Source organism: Lutimaribacter pacificus, assembly GCF_900142185.1.
Lineage (GTDB): Bacteria > Pseudomonadota > Alphaproteobacteria > Rhodobacterales > Rhodobacteraceae > Lutimaribacter > Lutimaribacter pacificus.
The window spans coordinates 264816-281186 of sequence record NZ_FQZZ01000004.1 but is presented as its reverse complement, the minus strand read 5'-3'; the positions used below and the strand labels follow the sequence as shown (position 1 = coordinate 281186).

Here is a 16371-nt window from a genome sequence, read left to right as displayed (position 1 = left end):
GGTGCCGCCTCTGGCTGCTGTCGGAGCCTCCGGCGGGGATATTTGAAGAGAGAGGAAGGGCGGGAGGGCGCCCTTATCGTTCGTAGGGGTCTTCCAGGGCCGGCAGCACCTGGCCCACGCAGGCGCCGAAGCCGATGGTGTAGCCGTCGCCATGCGCCGCGCCGTGCAGGGTGAGCGTGTCGCCGTCTTCGAGGAACGCGCGTTGTTCGCCGCTGTCCAGCGTCAGCGGTTCCTTCCCGCCCCAGCTGAGTTCCAGCAGCGAGCCGCGATTGCCCTTTTCCGGCCCCGACACGGTGCCCGAGCCCAGCAGGTCGCCGGGGTTCATCGGGCAGCCGCTGGTGGTGTGATGGGCCAGTTGCTGCGCCGCGCTGTAATACATCTCGTTGTAATTGGTGTTCGAGATCACGGTGGCGGGCTTGCCCTCGGGCGCGAGGCTGACGCTGAGGTCGATGTCATAGAGCATCGGGCCGGTGTCTTTCAGGTGCGGCAGCAGTTCGACCTCGCGTTCGGGGCAGTTTGTGCGGAAGGGGTCCAGCGCCGCCTTCGTCACGATCCACGGGCTGATGGTGGTGGCGGTCGCCTTGGCCTGGAACGGGCCGAGCGGCTGGTATTCCCATGCCTGGATGTCGCGCGCCGACCAGTCGTTCAGCAGCACGTAGCCAAAGATCATCTCGTCGGCCTCGTCCACCGTGACCGGGCCGTCGCTGCCGGTGCCGACGATCGCGCCCATTTCCAGTTCCAGGTCGAACCGGCGGCAGGGCATGAAGGCGGGCTTGTCGTGGTCGGGCGATTTCAGCTGCCCCCAGGGGCGGCGCACCGGCGTGCCGGACACCACGACCGAGGAGGCGCGGCCGTTATAGCCGATGGGGATATGCAGCCAGTTCGGCGGCAGCGCGTTTTCCGGGCCGCGGAACATCGTGCCCACGTTGAAGGCGTGGTGCTTGCCGGCGTAGAAATCGGTGTATTCGGCGACGAGGAAGGGCAGGTGCATCACCGCGTCGGCGGCGGGCACCAGCAGCTTTTCGGCCTGCGCCTGATCGGCGGCCCCTTCGGCCAGCAGCTGGGTCAGGCGGGCGCGGAGTTTCGCCCAGAGATCCGGGCCTTCCTCCATCACCTCGTTCCAGAACGGCACGTCGAACAGCGGGCCGGTGCCCATGTCGATCAGGCCGGCCTCTTCCGCCTCGCGGCAATCGAGGATCATGTCGCCGATGGCCACGCCGCAGCGCGGATCGGCATCGCCCACGGAAAACACGCCGTAAGGCAGGTTGTTCAGCGGAAAGGGATGGTCGGGTGCGTTGGCCGTTTCGACCCAGCTTTTCATCAATGGCATTTGGTGTCCTGTTCGTCTGTGTTCGTTCGCGTTTCAGGTGGGCTGTGCGTCGGGCTGGTTTTCCGGCATCCCGCGCTGCACCGCGTCGCGTTCGCGGGCGCGGGCGTCGATTTCGACCAGCCGGGCAAAGGGCGCAAGGTCCAGCCCCCAGCGGCGGGCGTTGACCATCTGGCCCACGAGGCAGAGGTCGGCCATGCCGATCGTATCGCCGAAGCAGAAGGGCGTGCCGGGCCGGATAAGCTGCTGGAAGGCGGTGAACCCTTCGTGCATCCAGTGGCGCATCCAGTCGACGGTTTCGTCCTGGCTGTGGCCCAGCGTGCCCTTGAGATAGCCCAGAACCTTGAGGTTGTTGACCGGGTGGATGTCCAGCGCGATGGCGTGGGCCGCGGCATCCACCAGCGCGCGTTCCCTGGGATCGGCGGGGTAAAGCGGGGGTTCGGGCCAGACCGTGTCGATGTAATCGAGGATCGCCATCGACTGCGTCAGCGCGGTGCCGTCATCCAGCACCAGCGTCGGCACGCCCTTCATCGGGTTCAGCGCGGCATAGCTGTCGGCCTTTTGCTCGCCCTTGGGCAGGTCGATGGTTTCGATGTCATAGGCCACGCCCTTGAGGTTCAGGGCGATGCGCACGCGCACCGATGTGGTCGAGCGCCAGTAGCTGTAGAGTTTCATGTATCCTCCCCGGATTGCGGTCAGTCATCGCCGCCGGCATCCGAGCCGCCGGGGCCGCCGCCATCCCCATCGCTATGCCCATAGTGGCCGCCCGTCCACCCGTCACCGTGTCGGTGGCGGGGCGGACGGCCCTTGCGGTTGCGCATCGCGATGGCCGCGACGGCCACCGCAAGGACCAGAAGGACGATGGCGCCGTCGTTCATTTCCGGCCGGGCGTGCCGTCGAATTTCTTTTCGAGATCGGTCCAGCAGTCGATGTAATCGTCCTGCAGCGGCGCCTCGTTCGCGGCAAAGGACGTCAGGTGCTGCGGGAAGCGGGTTTCGAACATGAACGACATGGTGTTGTCGAGCTTTTCGGCCTTGAGATCGGCATTCGACGCGCCCTCGAACGCGTTCTTGTCGGGACCGTGCGGCAGCATCATGTTGTGCAGCGACATGCCGCCGGGGACGAAGCCCTGCGGCTTGGCGTCATACTGGCCATAGATGTTGCCCATCAGCTCGGACATGATGTTCTTGTGATACCAGGGCGGGCGGAACGTGTCCTCGGCCACCATCCAGCGTTCGCGGAACAGCACGAAATCGATATTCGCGGTGCCCGGTACGCCCGAGGGGGCGGTCAGCACGGTAAAGATCGAAGGATCGGGGTGATCGAACAGGATCGCGCCGACCGGGCAATAGGTGCGCAGGTCGTATTTGTAGGGCGCGTAATTGCCGTGCCACGCCACCACGTCGAGCGGCGATTGCCCGATCTCGGTGCGGTGGAACTGCCCGCACCATTTGACGGTCAGGGTCGAGGGCACCTCGCGATCCTCGTAGGCGGCCACCGGCGCCTTGAAGTCGCGCGGGTTGGCCAGGCAGTTGGCGCCGATCGGGCCGCGGCCCGGCAGCTCGAACTTCTGGCCGTAGTTTTCGCAGACGAAACCGCGGCAGGGCCCTTCCAGCACCTCGACGCGGTAGACGAGGCCGCGCGGGATGATGGCGATTTCCTTGGGCTCGAGGTCGATGATCCCCAGCTCGGTGGCAAAGCGCAGCCGGCCCTCTTGCGGGACGACCAGCAATTCGCTGTCGGCGGAAAAGAAATATTCGTCCTTCATCGATTCGGTGATCAGGTAGATATGGCTGGCCATGCCCACCTGCGTGTTCACGTCGCCCGCCGTGGTCATGGTGCGCATCCCCGTCAGCCATGTCAGGCCCTCGTCGGTATGCGGGACCGGGTCCCAGCGGTACTGGCCCAGGCTGATCACGTCCGGGTCGACATTGGGCGCGGATTTCCAGTGCGGCAGGTCGATCTTGGTATAGCGGTGCGAATGCTTGACGCTGGGCCTGATGCGATAGGTCCAGGTGCGTTCCGGCGGGTTGGCGGTAAAGGCGGTGCCCGACAACTGTTCGCCATAGAGGCCATAGTTGCATTTCTGCGGGCTGTTCATGCCCTGCGGCAGCGCGCCCGGCAGCGCCTCGGTTTCGAAATCGTTGGCGAAACCGGGCATGTAGCCCGGCGTGGTGCCGACGGGTGTCGGGGCCTGGACCAGCCCGTGCGATTTGGTTTGCTGATTCATTGCATTTCCTCCAGTTTTGTTGCGGAGTTAACGGTTGATTTTGTAACTAACAACGCCTCTCCGCAGATTGTGATGGCGGGGGTCGTATCCGGCCGTTGGGGCAATCCTACCACGAATCGCCGGGGCTTGCGCGCGGGCCCGGAAAGCCGTTGCGCCCAAAACGGTTGTATATGTAACCTGTGGCCGGAGGTGCCCGGCATGGCGCAAGACGATTTCGACCTGCAGGATTTCCTGCCCTACCTGCTGAACCAGGCGGCCGAGGCCAGCAGCCTGGAGTTCCAGAAGGTTTACAAGGACCGCTATGGCATGTTGCGGACCGAATGGCGGGTGCTGTTCCATCTGGGCATCTATGGCCGGATGAGCGCAAGGGAGATCGGCCGGCGATCGAAGATGCACAAGACCAAGATCAGCCGCGCGGTGCAGAAGCTGGCCGAACGGCGGTTCCTGACCCGCACCACGGACGACAACAACCGGCGGATGGAATGGCTGGACCTGACGGCACAGGGCCAGAAGGCGTATCGTGATCTGCGCGCCATCGCCATGCGTTACGATGCCGGGCTGTCGGAAAAACTGACCGACCGGGAAAACGCGGTGCTGCGGCAGGCGCTGCGCAAGCTGGCGCAAGGGGGGTGAAAACCCGCTTTACATTTGGCCCGCCGGAACGCCAGATGCGGCCATGTCGGATCAAGTCAAGGGCCTGACCATCACTGCGCTCGGCGTTCTGTGCGTCGTGCCGGATTCGCTGTTCGTGCGGCTGATCGAGGCCGACGCGCTGGTCATCGCGTTCTGGCGCAACGCGCTGTCGGGTGTGCTGATCCTGCTGGGCGTGCTGGTCTGGCAGGGCACACGGCCCTATCGCGCGCTGCCGGGCACGGGGGTCTACGGCCTGATCTACGTGATCGCGGTGGGCGGTGCGGGGGTGCTGTTTCCGCTGGCGGTCAGCCTGACATCGGTGGCCAATGTCGTGTTCATCATCGCCGCCTTGCCGGTATTCGCCGCGATCTATTCATGGGTGTTCCTGGGCGAGGGCATATCGCGCCGCATGGTGCTGACCATGCTGGCCGTGGCCGCGGGGCTGGGCATCCTGGCCTATGGATCGGGCGAAACGCGGGGTGCGCACTGGACGGGTGACCTGACGGCGCTGGGCGTTGCGGCGCTGTTCGCGGCGGGGCTGACGGCGGCGCGCAAGGTGCGCAGCGTGTCGATGGTGGCCGCCGTGCCCGTCGGATACCTGGGCGCCAGCCTGTTGCTGCTGCCCTTCATCGCGCCCTTCAGCATCCCCGGTGGACAATGGCCGCTGGTGTTGTTCCACGGCGCCTTCATCGCGGGCAGCTCGATTGGGCTGGCGCTTGGCCCGCGCTACATCCCCTCGGCCGAGGTGGGGCTGTTGATCCTGCTGGAATCGGTCCTTGCGCCGCTGCTGGCCTGGGCGGTCATCGGAGAAGACCCCGGCCCATATGCGCTGCTGGGCGGGGCGGTGGTGATCGGCGCGCTGGCGATCTCGAACGCGGTCGCCCTGACGCGCCGCCGCGCCTGATCTTCATCTTGCCTGAAATACTCCGGGGGGTGAGGGCGCGGTTCGCGCGATAGCGCGATGAAACGTCCAGTGGACGTTTCAAGGACCGAACGGGCAGCGCGCCCAATCGTCACCGCTGCGGTGTCAGAAATCCACCGTGACGCCGGGCAGGTTCAGCGCCTTCATCAGGTCGCGCAATTCCTGCCGGGCCGCGACGTTCGAGATATTGAGCTGCTTGACCCCGATATCGCGCAGGTCCAGCAGGGTCAGCCCGCGCGGAAACAGCTCGCGGAAAATCACCCGCTCGTTGAAGCCCGGCGCGACGCGGAAGCCGATGCGCCTGGCCAGGTTGTCCAGCGCCTTGCCCATCTTTTCCTTGTTGACCATCTGCTGCGCGCCCACGCGGTTGCGCAGCACCACCCAGTCGATCGGTTTCAGCCCGGCCTGCGCGCGCAACTGCCGCGCGTTCCACACCATCTCGGAATAGACCGAGGGGCCGATGATCTTCAGCCCGTCGCTGTCGACATGGGCCAGCAGGTCGAAGTCGATGAAGCTGTCGTTCAGCGGCGTGATCAGCGTGTCGGCCAGCGAATGCGCCACCTGGCTGAGCCGTGTGTGCGAGCCGGGGCAGTCGATCAGGATGAACTCCTTGTCCCGCTCCAGCCCGGCCACGGCCGCCGCAAGGCGCTGGTCATAGGGGTTTTCGCCGGGCCGCAGCGCCGCCTGGTCGACCTCGGGCAGGTCACGATACTCGGCCGAGGGCAGCGCGATCCCCTGCGTTTCGCAAAAGGTCTTGCGGTTGTTGGCATAGCGTCCAAAGGTTTTCTGCCGCAGATCCAGGTCGAGCGCGCCGACCTTGTGGCCCATCCGCGCCAGTGCCGTCGCCACATGCATCGACACGGTGGATTTGCCCGCGCCGCCCTTTTCGTTGCCGACCACGATGATATGCGCCATGCCTGCCCTTGCCCCTTTATCTTGCCGCGCGTCGCAATTGCCCCACAGGATATGGTGTCAGGGGCATTTTGCAAAGCACGGATCGCCGGTTATCGCGCGCTGCTTTCGCATCTGTTGCAGAAATATGGAAGGGGGAAGCGTGCACGGGGCGTCGGAAACGAAAACGCCGCCCCCGAAGGGCGGCGTTTCCATGTCTGCATGTGGCGTGGGATCAGAAGCCCAGGCCGGCATATTTGTTCTTGAACTTCGACACGCGGCCGCCGGCATCCATCAGGCGCGAGGAGCCGCCGGTCCAGGCCGGGTGCACCGTCGGGTCGATGTCGAGCGACAGGGTGTCGCCCTCGGCGCCCCAGGTCGAACGCATCTGGACGATGGTGCCGTCGGTCATCTTGACGTCGATGAAGTGGTAATCGGGATGGGTATCTTTTTTCATCTCGTCGGTCCTTATGCTTCGGCGCCGGACTTCGGCTTGTAGTTGGACACTTCCGCGATACGGGCCGATTTGCCGCGGCGCGAGCGCAGGTAGTAGAGCTTGGCACGGCGGACGCGGCCACGGCGCACCACCTCGATATGTTCGATGTTGGTCGAATAGAGCGGGAACACGCGTTCCACGCCTTCGCCGAAGGAGATCTTGCGCACGGTGAAGGATGCGCCGATGCCTTCGCCGCCCTTGCGGCTGATGCACACGCCTTCGTAGTTCTGCACGCGGGTGCGGGTGCCCTCGGTCACCTTGTAGCCGACGCGAATGGTGTCGCCGGCCTTGAAATCGGGGATGGTTTTCCCCAGCGAGGCGATCTGTTCCGCCTCGAGCTGTCTGATCAGATCCATCTGACCTTCTCCTGATCTGCTTGCGGTTTGGTCCGCAAAGGTGTCTCGCGCCCTCAGAGCTCTTGGTCTTCTTCCGGGTCCGGCCATGTGCCGCCCGCCAGAGATCAGGCCGTCATTGCTTTGTTGCGTCGTTCCGCGCGGTGGCCCGGCGCCGAAGAAAGCGGCAGGCGCAAAACACGAAAAGGCCCGGCGACTCGGATCGGGCCGCGGACGGGCGGTGTATAGGGGGTATTCCGGCATGTGGCAAGGCCCGTGCGCCATCCGTGGGGGCGGGTGCCGTGCCGAAGCGGCGGATGCCTCCGGCGGGAGTATTTGGGGAACGATGAAGGCGGGGGCTCAGCCCTTGTCCCCGGTCCGGTCCTTATAGGCGGCCCAGAGATCGGGGCGCCGCTGGCGGGTCAGATCCTCGGCCATTCGCCGGCGCCATTTCGCGATCTCGCCGTGATGGCCCGACATCAGAACCTCGGGGATCGGCAGGCCCTGCCATTCGGCGGGGCGGGTGTATTGCGGGTGTTCCAGCAACCCGTCGGAATGGCTTTCCTCGGCGGTGCTGTCGGCATTGCCCAGCACGCCGGGCAACAGGCGCACGGTGGCGTCCAGCATGGCCTGGGCCGCGATCTCGCCCCCGGTCAGGACGAAATCGCCCAGGCTGACCTCGGCGATGCGGTAATGGTCTATCACGCGCTGGTCGAGCCCTTCGAACCGGCCGCAGATCAGGGTGACGCCCGGCAGCGCGGCCCAGTCGCGTGCCATCTGCTGATCGAAGCGCCGCCCGCGCGGCGAGAGATAGACCAGCGGGCCGGGATTGCGCCCGAGCGCATGATCGATGGCGCGGCCCATCACGTCGGCGCGCAGCACCATGCCCGCGCCGCCGCCCGCCGGCGTGTCGTCGACATTGCGGTGTTTGCCTTCGCCGAAATCGCGCAGGTCGACGGTTTCGAGCTGCCAGAGCCCTTCCTTGAGCGCCTTGCCGGTCAGGCTTTCGCCCAGCACGCCGGGGAAGGCCTGCGGGACCAGCGTGATGACCTGCGCCGTCCAGGCGCGGGCGAGGCGGGTTTCCTCCATCAGGTCGCGGGGTTTGAGCGAGGCGGCGATGGATTTCCGGCCGTGGGATCGGGGTGTCTGACTCATGGATGGGGCTATAGTATGAAAGGCCGCGCCGGGCCAGAGGGTGCGTCAATCGCCCGCCTGTGCCCGGTGTTCCTGCATCAGGCGCTTTTTCGCGGCGGTCAGGTCGGCGCGCGACAGGTCGGAGCGGTTGAGGGCGAGAAAGCGGTCGAGCACGTGATCGGGAAAGGACGGGTTCGCGGGCGGCAGGGCGGTCAGCCTGCCGCGCAGCTTTTCGGGCGCGCGCAGCACGTCGAGAAGTGCGCCGAAGGGGCCAAGCGGATCGGCGGCGCACTCCTCGAGCCTGGCGGTTTTGACCGGGGACGCGACGGCGGCGGCGATGCGGGCGGTCGCGCGGTCCAGGTCGGCATGGGGCTGCATCCGCGAAAGGTAGCTGTCGCGGTCCTCGGTAAAGCGGATGGCGCGCAGGTGCTGGGCATAGGTGCTGCGCAGCCAGGGGCCGGGCGTGCGGGTGGTGAAGAAGAAGGTGATCCGCGGGTCGGGCAGGCAGTCGCCCGCGACCTGTTCCAGCGTGGCCATCAGGCGCGGGGCGGCGTCATAGCCGGTAAGCCCGAACCGCCCCGGCATGTGGCCCGACAGATCCTCGGAGCTGATGACGAGCGGGCGGGGATCGCCGGGGTCGAGCGTTTCGAGGAACTGCGCCAGTTCATAAGTGAAAAGGCCCAGTTCGGCGGGGTCGTGTTTCAGCGAATAGGCGCGCGCGGCCTCGCACAGGGCGGGGAGGTCGCGGCGTGTGCAGCAGCGGAAATGGCGGGCGAGTTTCCTGCCGTTGCGGCGCATCATGTGCTGGATGCTGGTGGTTCCGGTCTTATGGAACCCGGCGTGCACGACGATGCGCATCCGTTCAGAACAGCCCCTCGGGCGGGTCGGCGACGATGCGGCCCGCGGCCAGGTCGACCGTCGGCACCACCTCATGCGTGAAGGGCAGCAGCACGGTGGATTTGAGCCCCGGACCGTGGATTTCCAGCAAATCGCCCGCGCCGTGATCGTGCACCGCCTTGACGCGGCCCAGTTCGGTGCCGCCGGTGTCAAAGACCGGCAGGCCGATCAGGTCGGCATGGTAGAATTCGTCGTCGGGCAGCGCGGGCAGCCTGTCGCGCGGCACGAAAAGGCGCACGCCGCGCAGGGCGTCGGCCTGTTCCCTGGTGGCGATGCCGGTCAGGCGCACGGCAAGGCCGTTCTTGATGACGCGTTCGACGATGATGTCGAACTCCATCGCGCCATCCTCGGTTTCGAGCGGCGCGTATTGCGCGATATCCTCGGGCACCGAGGTAAAGCTTTTCAGCCGCACCTCGCCCTTCACGCCAAAGGCGCCCGCGATGGCACCGACGCAGATCCGTTCGGACATTCTGCCTCCCTGACGCTGAGGGGTTGGTTTCGGTCAGAAAACACCGATCGCGCGTCGATTTGCAAGCGGATCGGGTGGGTGGCGGCCCCGCAAACGGGGGCCGCCACGCGCGCAGGCGGGGATCACTCCTCGGCTGCGGCTTCCTCTGCGGGTGCTTCTGCCGGGGCTTCGCTGGCCTCGGCGGCCTTGGCTGCCTTTTCCTCGGCGCGTTCCTGGGCCTTCTTGCCCGGCTTCGCCTTGTTGGGGTTGTTACGCTCTTTCTTGCCCAGAACGCCGGTGGCTTCGAGCATGCGGCTTACGCGGTCGGTGGGCGTGGCGCCCTGGCCCAGCCAGTATTGAACGCGCTCCATGTCCATCTTGACGCGCTCTTCGCTGTCCTTGGGCAGCAGCGGGTTGTAGGTGCCCAGTTTCTCGATGAAGCGGCCATCGCGCGGCATGCGGCTGTCGGCGGCCACGATGCGGTAGAAGGGGCGTTTCTTCGAGCCACCACGGGCCAGACGGATTTTCATTGCCATTGTGTTTCTCCTTTGAATGGCGGGGTTCGGCGGGGTGACCCCCGCCTTACGATTGGTGTTGCCGGTGGTGTTGGATCACCTCGGCGATGATGAAGTTCAGGAACTTCTTGGCGAATTCCGGGTCGAGGTCGGCCTGTTTCGCCAGGTCTTCGAGCCGTTCGATCTGCTGCGCCTCGCGCGCGGGATCGGACGGGGGAAGGTCGTGCTGCGCCTTGAGCCTGCCCACGGCCTGCGTGTGCTTGAACCGTTCGCCCAGCGTGTAGACAAGGATTGCGTCCAGCCGGTCGATGCTGGCGCGGTGTTCCCTGAGCAGGGCGGCGGCGCGCTGTGTGGTGTCGTCAGTCAATGGCGAACCCTTTCGGTTTGAAAAGCGGATCGGCGTAGTTGGCGATCTCCATCTCGATGCCGTGGGCCAGTTGCGTGCCGCGCAGCCGGTCGGGCGCGGGATGGCGATAGACCGCGTCGTTGCCGTCGATCGTGGGCGCCTCGTGATCCTTTTGGGCGCCAAGCCGTTCGGCCAGGCGGATCGAGTCCAGGTTTTTCGGGTCGATATAGCTGACCGCCGTTTCCCAGCCCTGTTCCTCGTAGAAATACCGCCGCACGCGATGCGTCGCCTCGAGCGCATAGCCGTGGCCGGCCACGTCGGGCCAGATGATCCAGGCGATCTCGCGTTCGGGCCATTTGGCGGGGAACCAGCCGCCGGCCATGCCCAGCGTCTTGTCGGTTGCGCGGTCGTGGATCATCCACATGCCGTAGCCGCGGATATGCCAGTGCCCGATTTCGGCGGCATAGAGCATCCACGCCTCGTAGGCATTCAGCGGCCCGCCCATGAAACGCGAGCGGTAAGAGCTGAACGTGGCCTTGAAATCGGGGTAATCCTGCGGCTCGGGGCCGCGCAGGACAAGGCGCTTGGTGGTGAGGGTGGGGATGTTCTGCGTCGCCATCGTTTACGCCGCCTCGTCCTGTCTGGGATGGCGGTAGACGTGGCATTTGTGGCCCAGCACCTCGCCCTCGCGTTCGAACGTCGCGCCGAGGCGTTGCGCCAGCGCGATCGAGCGGGTGTTCTGCGGCACGATGTAGGAAATCACGCCGTTCAGGCCGAAATGGCGCGCGCCATGGGCGCGGGCGGTGCGGGCCGCCGCATGGGCGATGCCGCGACCTTCGAACCCGTCCCAGACCTGCCAGCCCAGTTCCGGTTCGTCCCAGCCTTCGCGGTTGATGAAGCCGCAGGCGCCGATGGCGCGGTCTGTCTCTTTCTCGGCGATATACCAGAAGCCGTAGCCGCGCAGCGCCCAGTGGCCGAGGATGCGGGCGATGATGGCCCAGCTGTCTGCCCGGCTGGCGGGACCGCCGACATACTGGCTGCGCTCGCTTGCCATGAAGCCGGCCAGCGCGTCGAGGTCACCCTCGCGCGGGGCGCGCAGGGTCACCGGCCCGGCATCGAGCGTGGGGATATCGAAGGCAAAGCGCGTCATGCATAGGCCTCGACGCTGCCGTCGCTGTCCAGCGCGTCCGGGCCGGGGTGCCGATAGAGCAGCTCGGTGCCCATCGAGACATTGGTGTATTCGCGTTCGAACCACGCGCCCAGCCGTTCGGCCAGCGCGATGGACCGCGTATTACCCGGCACGATGTTGGAGCTGAGCGTCGTCATCCCCAGATCGTCATAGGCCCATTGCCGGGCGCGCGCCGCGGCCTCGAACGCGATGCCGCGCCCTTCGAACCCGTCGAAGACGACCCAGCCGATTTCCGGCTCGGGCCAGCCATCGGGGTTCCAGATGCCGGTGATGCCGGCGGGCTGGCCCGATGACTTGTCCTCAATCGTGAAATAGCCATAGCCGTGCAGGTGCCAGTGCCCCACCGACAACATGCACCAGCGCCATGCGTCGTGCCGGTTGTCATAGCCGCCGAAACCCGCCGAGCGCACCGGATCGGTCAGGAAGGCGATCATCGGTTCGATGTCGCGTGCCTCGTGGCTGCGCAGGATCAGGTTCTTGGTTTCGAGAGTGGGGGCAGCGGTCAGGGCCATCGGCTTATTTCTTCTTTCCGAGGCCGCTCAGCCCGCCGGGCAGTTGCATTCCGCCGGGGCCGCCGAGGCCGCTCATGCCGCCGGGCAGCTTGCCGCCCATCGCCTTTGCCGCCTCTTCCATCGCCTTGGGGTCGTTCATGTCGGGCATCCCGCCCTTGCCGAACATGCCCTTCATGGCCTGTTTCAACATGCCGCCTTTGCCCATCTTGCCCATCTTCTTCATCATGTCGGACATCTGGCGCTGCATCTTGAGCAGCTTGTTGAGGTCGGAAACCTCCATCCCCGCGCCGGCGGCGATGCGTTTCTTGCGGCTGGCCTGCAGAATCTGCGGGTTGGCGCGTTCCTTTTTCGTCATCGAGTTGATCAGCGCGATCTGCTGGCGGATCACCTTGTCGTCGAAACCGGCCTCCTGCACCTGCTTGGACATCTTGCCCATGCCGGGCATCATGGACATGATGGATTCCATCCCGCCCATCTTCATCATCTGTTCGAGCTGCATCTTCAGGTCGTTCATGTTGAACTGACCCTTCTTGAAGCGGCGCATCATGCGCTCGGCCTGTTCGGCCTCGATGGTTTCCTGCGCGCGTTCGACAAGGCTGACGATATCGCCCATGCCGAGGATGCGGCCGGCGATGCGCTCGGGCTCGAATGTTTCGAGCGCGTCCATCTTTTCGCCGAGGCCCACAAAGCGGATCGGCTTGCCCGTCACCGCGCGCATCGACAGCGCCGCGCCGCCGCGCCCGTCGCCGTCCATCCGCGTCAGCACGACGCCGGAAATGCCGATCTTGCGGTCGAATTCCTCGGCCACCTCGACGGCGACCTGCCCCGTCAGCCCGTCGACGACCAGCAATGTCTCGCGCGGTTTGACCACGTCGCGGACATCCTCGACCTCCTGCATCAGCACTTCGTCGATCTGCAGGCGGCCCGCGGTGTCCAGCATGTAGACGTCATAGCCGCCCATCGTCGCCTGCTGCTTGGCGCGCCTAGCGATGTCCACGGGTTTCTGGCCCGCGACGATCGGCAGCGTGTCGACGCCGATCTGCGCGCCCAGCACCGCAAGCTGGTCCATCGCCGCCGGGCGATAGACGTCGAGCGAGGCCATGAGGACGCGCTTGCCCTCTTTCTCTTTCAGGCGCTTGGCCAGCTTGGCGGTGGTGGTGGTCTTGCCGCCGCCCTGAAGGCCGACCATCAGCACCGGCGCGGGCGGGCTGTCGATCTTGAGCTTGCCGGGATCTTCCTCGCCGGTCAGGGTGTCGACCAGCGCGTCATGCACGATCTTGACGACCTGCTGGCCGGGGGTAACCGATTTCGTCACCGCCTGGCCGGTCGCGCGTTCCTGCACCGTCTTGACGAAGTCGCGCGCCACCGGCAGCGATACGTCCGCCTCCAGCAGGGCGACACGCACCTCGCGCAGGGCGGTCTTGACGTCATCCTCGGACAGCGCGCCCTGCTTGGTCAGGCGGTCGAAGACACCGGACAGGCGTTCGGACAGATTTTCAAACATGCTGTCGGCTCCTTTGCGACCTTGTTCCGTTCCCTGCCCAGATGGGGGCGCGCGTGACGTTTCGAAACCCTTGCCCCGACAAACCGGAAGCGCCCCCGTGGGCGCAACGCGCTGACGGGGGGCGATCCTTGCCTTGGGCCAAGGACCGGAAGAACGAGGGCCTTCCGGGATTTCGCTTGGCTTTAGGCCCGGCAGCGGCGCGAGTCAACCCGTGCCGTCCGTTGCGCGCGGCTGGTCTTGCGGCGGGGGCGGGGCTGGGACATCATGCGGGGGTATCATTTCGGCCGGTTGATCGGTGCATCATTTCACGGGGCTTCCGGGGCCTGGCCCGCCCGTCCCGATGCGAAACGATGGGAACGATACGCAGATGACCGATGGCCAACCGCACGCCGCAGGCCGCCCGGCCCCTGACGACCTGTCGGAACTGGAAGGGTTGCTGGGCCGCGACATGCTGCGCGAACAGTTCGACAAGCTGCTGGGGCAATTGCAGGCGTTCCTGGCGCAGGCGCCCGATCTGCCGCCCGGCGATCTGGCGCAGGAGGCGCATAACCTGGCGGGGGCGGCCGAGGTGCTGGGGCTGCGCGCCATCGGCGGGCAGTTGCGGCGCTGCCAGCAGGCCGCGGACGAGGGCGACACCGCCCGCGCCCGCGCCGCGACCGAGGCGTTGCACCCCATGCAGCAGGCATTCGCCGCATTCGCCACAGGATACTGATCGCGCGCTCTGGAAATTCCCGGCCGCGCCACGCATAGTCGGCCCTGCACCGGGCATTGGAGGGCCGGAATGGACAACTGGGACGAAATCCGCACCGCGTTTCAGGTGGCGCGGCTGGGCACGGTCAGCGGCGCGGCCGAGGTTCTGGGCGTGCACCACGCCACGGTGATCCGCCATATCGACGCGCTGGAGGGGCGGCTGGGCATCAAGCTGTTCCAGCGCCATGCCCGTGGCTACACGGCGACCGAGGCGGGGCAGGACCTGTTGCGCGTGGCGCAGGCCACCGACGAGCAGTTCCAGCAGCTTGCCGGCCGGATCAAGGGCCGCGGCAACGACATGACGGGCGAGCTGGTGATCACCTCGCTTGCGGGACTGTCGCCGCTTCTGGCGCCGGCCCTGACGGCTTTTCAACTGGAACATTCCGATCTGGTCCTGCGCTACCTGACCGGCGAACGCCTGTTCCGTCTGGAATACGGCGAGGCGCATGTGGCCATCCGTGCCGGTGCCGCCCCGGAGGAGCCCGACAACGTGGTGCAGCCATTCTTTCGGCAGGCATACGGGCTTTATGCCGCGAAATCCTATGCCGACCGGATGGGCCTGCCCGACGGTTCCGACGGATTCGCCGGTCATGCCTTCGTGGGGCCGGACGATGCGTTGATGCGTGCGCCTTTCAACATATGGCTGCGCCAGATGGTCGACGAGGAGGCGATCCGCTTTCGCAGCAGCGAATCCAGCGCTCTGGAACTGGCGGTGGTCGAAGGGGCGGGTATCGGTTTTCTTCCTCTGTGGGAGGCCGCCCGGCATGACGACCTTCTTGAGATCATGCCGCCGCAGGAGTCATGGCAGGTTCCGATGTGGCTGGTGACCCATGTCGACCTGCACCGCACGGCCAAGGTGCAGACGCTTCTGTCCTGGCTCAAGCAACAGGCGCGCGGCTGGGGCAGCGAGGGCCTGCACGCATGAGCGAGGCCGCACGCGGCCACCTGGCCATGCTCCTGTTCTCGGCGCTGGTGGCGGGCTCGTTCTCGCTGGGGGTGCTGGTTGCCAACGATATCGCGCCGACCGCGCTGAACGCGCTGCGTTTCGCGCTGGCGGCGGTGATCGTGGGCACGGTGGCGGTGGCCACCCACGGCATCCCGCGCAGCGCGTTCCGCGCGCCGTGGCGCTACCTGGTGCTGGGCGGGATTTTCGGGGCCTATTTCGTGCTGATGTTCGAGGGGCTGAAAACCGCGCCGGCGGTCTCGGCCTCGGCCGTGTTCACGCTGACGCCGATCATCGCGGCGATTGCCGGCTGGTTCCTGCTGCGGCAGGTGACGACGCCCCGGATGGCGCTGGCGTTGCTGATCGGCGCGGCGGGGGCGCTTTGGGTGATCTTCCGGGCCGATCTGGGGCTGCTGATGCAGTTCCACGTGGGCCGGGGCGAGGCGATCTATTTCGCGGGCTGCGTGGCGCATGCGGTCTATACCCCGCTGGTGCGCCTGCTGAACCGGGGCGAACCGGCGGTTGTCTTTACCTTCGGGATGCTGCTGGCGGGCGGGCTGCTGGTGGGCATCTGGGGCTGGTCCGATATCGTGGCCACGGACTGGGCCGCGCTGTCGCCGCTGGTCTGGGTGACGCTGGGATACCTGGCGGTGTTCGCCTCGTCTGCCACCTTCGTGCTGCTGCAATACGCCACGCTGCGCCTGCCTTCGGCCAAGGTGATGGCCTATACCTACCTGACGCCGACCTGGGTGGTGGTGTGGGAGTTCATGCTGGGCCACGGCACGCCGCCGGTTATCCTGCTGGGCGGTGTGGGGCTGAGCGTGCTGGCGTTGCTGTTGCTGCTGCGGGACGAAGGTTAACCCGCGTCGGGGCCGAATTCACGCTCGAGAAACGCCTCGAACGCGTCGAGGTTGACCGCCTCGAACTGGCCGAAGCTCTGCATCCAGATCGACGCCGCGCGCAGGGCGTCGGGTTCCAGCTTGCACCATTTCACCCGCCCGCGTTTTTCCTGCGTGATCAGCCCGGCATTGGCCAGGATGGTCAGGTGCTTGGAAATCGCGGCAAGGCTCATCTCGAACGGGTCGGCGACATCCGTCACCGCCATGTCGTCCTCGAGCAGCATCGACAGGATCGCGCGCCGCGTCGGGTCGGCAAGGGCGGCGAATACGGTGTCGAGATCCTGTGTCATGGGGTTTGCTATCGCGTGGGGCCGGGCAATCGTCAACCATTTGGTTGAATATGGGTTTTGCGGGCCGTTGGCGCAAACAGCGGGTGCGGCGCGCTGCCTGCTGGAGTCGAGGG

General features: G+C 66.2%; 21 protein-coding genes. 5 read left to right on the top strand and 16 right to left on the bottom strand.

Going from position 1 to position 16371, the window contains the following annotated elements; genetic code table 11:
• Positions 1-73: 73 nt before the first annotated feature.
• The 3 genes from fahA to hmgA all read right to left on the bottom strand — a co-directional run bounded on the left by fahA (position 74) and on the right by hmgA (position 3557).
• On the bottom strand, positions 74-1330 hold the full coding sequence (fahA, locus tag F3H87_RS12785) for a fumarylacetoacetase (RefSeq protein ID WP_149788340.1): 1257 nt from the start codon (positions 1328-1330) through the stop codon (positions 74-76).
• A 33-nt stretch (positions 1331-1363) separates the two neighbouring features.
• Positions 1364-2002, bottom strand: coding sequence for a maleylacetoacetate isomerase (maiA, locus tag F3H87_RS12780; RefSeq protein WP_149788341.1), 639 nt, complete (start codon positions 2000-2002; stop codon positions 1364-1366).
• A 199-nt stretch (positions 2003-2201) separates the two neighbouring features.
• On the bottom strand, positions 2202-3557 hold the full coding sequence (gene hmgA, locus F3H87_RS12775; RefSeq protein WP_149788342.1) for a homogentisate 1,2-dioxygenase: 1356 nt from the start codon (positions 3555-3557) through the stop codon (positions 2202-2204).
• Between the two features lie 198 nt (positions 3558-3755).
• Here hmgA and F3H87_RS12770 point away from each other — a divergent pair, with 198 nt between their 5' ends.
• Together F3H87_RS12770 and F3H87_RS12765 are read left to right on the top strand one after the other, a co-directional pair.
• Positions 3756-4190 (top strand): MarR family winged helix-turn-helix transcriptional regulator, encoded by a 435-nt coding sequence (locus tag F3H87_RS12770; protein ID WP_149788343.1) that lies wholly within the window; start codon positions 3756-3758, stop codon positions 4188-4190.
• Between the two features lie 43 nt (positions 4191-4233).
• Complete coding sequence (locus tag F3H87_RS12765) at positions 4234-5094, top strand: DMT family transporter (RefSeq protein WP_149788344.1); 861 nt, start codon at positions 4234-4236, stop codon at positions 5092-5094.
• A gap of 123 nt (positions 5095-5217) precedes the next feature.
• On the opposite strand, the gene F3H87_RS12760 is transcribed toward F3H87_RS12765, so the two are convergent.
• The 12 genes from F3H87_RS12760 to ffh form a co-directional block, all read right to left on the bottom strand.
• The gene (locus F3H87_RS12760; protein WP_149788345.1) at positions 5218-6027 is read right to left on the bottom strand and encodes a division plane positioning ATPase MipZ; all 810 of its coding nucleotides are present in this window, start codon (positions 6025-6027) and stop codon (positions 5218-5220) included.
• 211 nt (positions 6028-6238) lie between these two features.
• The gene (gene rpmE / locus F3H87_RS12755; RefSeq protein ID WP_149788346.1) at positions 6239-6460 is read right to left on the bottom strand and encodes a 50S ribosomal protein L31; all 222 of its coding nucleotides are present in this window, start codon (positions 6458-6460) and stop codon (positions 6239-6241) included.
• An 11-nt stretch (positions 6461-6471) separates the two neighbouring features.
• Entirely contained in the window at positions 6472-6855 is a 384-nt protein-coding gene (gene rplS / locus F3H87_RS12750) for a 50S ribosomal protein L19 (RefSeq protein WP_149788347.1), read from the bottom strand.
• A gap of 336 nt (positions 6856-7191) precedes the next feature.
• Positions 7192-7986: a tRNA (guanosine(37)-N1)-methyltransferase TrmD gene (gene trmD, locus F3H87_RS12745; RefSeq protein ID WP_149788348.1), complete on the bottom strand. Its 795-nt coding sequence runs from the start codon at positions 7984-7986 to the stop codon at positions 7192-7194.
• Between the two features lie 45 nt (positions 7987-8031).
• Positions 8032-8823: a hypothetical protein gene (locus F3H87_RS12740; protein WP_149788349.1), complete on the bottom strand. Its 792-nt coding sequence runs from the start codon at positions 8821-8823 to the stop codon at positions 8032-8034.
• Between the two features lie 4 nt (positions 8824-8827).
• On the bottom strand, positions 8828-9331 hold the full coding sequence (gene rimM, locus F3H87_RS12735; protein WP_149788350.1) for a ribosome maturation factor RimM: 504 nt from the start codon (positions 9329-9331) through the stop codon (positions 8828-8830).
• 122 nt (positions 9332-9453) lie between these two features.
• Positions 9454-9846 (bottom strand): 30S ribosomal protein S16, encoded by a 393-nt coding sequence (rpsP, locus tag F3H87_RS12730; RefSeq protein WP_149788351.1) that lies wholly within the window; start codon positions 9844-9846, stop codon positions 9454-9456.
• A 46-nt stretch (positions 9847-9892) separates the two neighbouring features.
• Positions 9893-10192, bottom strand: a complete 300-nt coding sequence (locus F3H87_RS12725; protein WP_149788352.1) for a chorismate mutase — start codon at positions 10190-10192, stop codon at positions 9893-9895.
• Complete coding sequence (locus tag F3H87_RS12720) at positions 10185-10790, bottom strand: GNAT family N-acetyltransferase (RefSeq protein ID WP_149788353.1); 606 nt, start codon at positions 10788-10790, stop codon at positions 10185-10187. Before F3H87_RS12720 ends, F3H87_RS12725 begins: the two co-directional genes overlap by 8 nt.
• Positions 10791-10793: 3 nt before the next feature.
• A complete protein-coding gene (locus F3H87_RS12715) occupies positions 10794-11321 on the bottom strand; it encodes a GNAT family N-acetyltransferase (RefSeq protein ID WP_149788354.1) in 528 nt (175 codons plus the stop codon).
• Positions 11318-11872 (bottom strand): GNAT family N-acetyltransferase, encoded by a 555-nt coding sequence (locus tag F3H87_RS12710; RefSeq protein ID WP_149788355.1) that lies wholly within the window; start codon positions 11870-11872, stop codon positions 11318-11320. The genes F3H87_RS12715 and F3H87_RS12710 overlap by 4 nt, the downstream gene beginning before the upstream one ends.
• A 4-nt stretch (positions 11873-11876) precedes the next feature.
• Positions 11877-13376, bottom strand: a complete 1500-nt coding sequence (gene ffh / locus F3H87_RS12705) for a signal recognition particle protein (protein WP_149788356.1) — start codon at positions 13374-13376, stop codon at positions 11877-11879.
• A gap of 367 nt (positions 13377-13743) precedes the next feature.
• Between ffh and F3H87_RS12700 the strand changes: the two genes are divergently transcribed.
• From F3H87_RS12700 to F3H87_RS12690, 3 genes are all read left to right on the top strand, one after another.
• A complete protein-coding gene (locus F3H87_RS12700; RefSeq protein WP_188129207.1) occupies positions 13744-14088 on the top strand; it encodes an Hpt domain-containing protein in 345 nt (114 codons plus the stop codon).
• 69 nt (positions 14089-14157) lie between these two features.
• On the top strand, positions 14158-15051 hold the full coding sequence (locus F3H87_RS12695) for a LysR family transcriptional regulator (RefSeq protein WP_149788358.1): 894 nt from the start codon (positions 14158-14160) through the stop codon (positions 15049-15051).
• On the top strand, positions 15048-15929 hold the full coding sequence (locus tag F3H87_RS12690) for a DMT family transporter (protein WP_149788359.1): 882 nt from the start codon (positions 15048-15050) through the stop codon (positions 15927-15929). The genes F3H87_RS12695 and F3H87_RS12690 overlap by 4 nt, the downstream gene beginning before the upstream one ends.
• On the opposite strand, the gene F3H87_RS12685 is transcribed toward F3H87_RS12690, so the two are convergent.
• Entirely contained in the window at positions 15926-16258 is a 333-nt protein-coding gene (locus F3H87_RS12685) for an ArsR/SmtB family transcription factor (protein ID WP_149788360.1), read from the bottom strand. The genes F3H87_RS12690 and F3H87_RS12685 overlap by 4 nt on opposite strands.
• Positions 16259-16371: the final 113 nt, after the last annotated feature.

Coding starts and splice junctions, on each gene's coding strand:
- ffh (WP_149788356.1), bottom strand. CDS start 13,376: ATGTTTGAAAATCTGTCCGAACGCCTGTCCGGTGTCTTCGACCGCCTG.
- F3H87_RS12710 (WP_149788355.1), bottom strand. CDS start 11,872: ATGGCCCTGACCGCTGCCCCCACTCTCGAAACCAAGAACCTGATCCTG.
- maiA (WP_149788341.1), bottom strand. CDS start 2,002: ATGAAACTCTACAGCTACTGGCGCTCGACCACATCGGTGCGCGTGCGC.
- F3H87_RS12685 (WP_149788360.1), bottom strand. CDS start 16,258: ATGACACAGGATCTCGACACCGTATTCGCCGCCCTTGCCGACCCGACG.
- rimM (WP_149788350.1), bottom strand. CDS start 9,331: ATGTCCGAACGGATCTGCGTCGGTGCCATCGCGGGCGCCTTTGGCGTG.
- F3H87_RS12770 (WP_149788343.1), top strand. CDS start 3,756: ATGGCGCAAGACGATTTCGACCTGCAGGATTTCCTGCCCTACCTGCTG.
- F3H87_RS12760 (WP_149788345.1), bottom strand. CDS start 6,027: ATGGCGCATATCATCGTGGTCGGCAACGAAAAGGGCGGCGCGGGCAAA.
- F3H87_RS12715 (WP_149788354.1), bottom strand. CDS start 11,321: ATGACGCGCTTTGCCTTCGATATCCCCACGCTCGATGCCGGGCCGGTG.
- fahA (WP_149788340.1), bottom strand. CDS start 1,330: ATGCCATTGATGAAAAGCTGGGTCGAAACGGCCAACGCACCCGACCAT.
- rplS (WP_149788347.1), bottom strand. CDS start 6,855: ATGGATCTGATCAGACAGCTCGAGGCGGAACAGATCGCCTCGCTGGGG.
- F3H87_RS12695 (WP_149788358.1), top strand. CDS start 14,158: ATGGACAACTGGGACGAAATCCGCACCGCGTTTCAGGTGGCGCGGCTG.
- F3H87_RS12720 (WP_149788353.1), bottom strand. CDS start 10,790: ATGGCGACGCAGAACATCCCCACCCTCACCACCAAGCGCCTTGTCCTG.
- F3H87_RS12765 (WP_149788344.1), top strand. CDS start 4,234: ATGTCGGATCAAGTCAAGGGCCTGACCATCACTGCGCTCGGCGTTCTG.
- F3H87_RS12700 (WP_188129207.1), top strand. CDS start 13,744: ATGACCGATGGCCAACCGCACGCCGCAGGCCGCCCGGCCCCTGACGAC.
- rpsP (WP_149788351.1), bottom strand. CDS start 9,846: ATGGCAATGAAAATCCGTCTGGCCCGTGGTGGCTCGAAGAAACGCCCC.
- rpmE (WP_149788346.1), bottom strand. CDS start 6,460: ATGAAAAAAGATACCCATCCCGATTACCACTTCATCGACGTCAAGATG.
- F3H87_RS12690 (WP_149788359.1), top strand. CDS start 15,048: ATGAGCGAGGCCGCACGCGGCCACCTGGCCATGCTCCTGTTCTCGGCG.
- trmD (WP_149788348.1), bottom strand. CDS start 7,986: ATGAGTCAGACACCCCGATCCCACGGCCGGAAATCCATCGCCGCCTCG.
- F3H87_RS12740 (WP_149788349.1), bottom strand. CDS start 8,823: ATGCGCATCGTCGTGCACGCCGGGTTCCATAAGACCGGAACCACCAGC.
- hmgA (WP_149788342.1), bottom strand. CDS start 3,557: ATGAATCAGCAAACCAAATCGCACGGGCTGGTCCAGGCCCCGACACCC.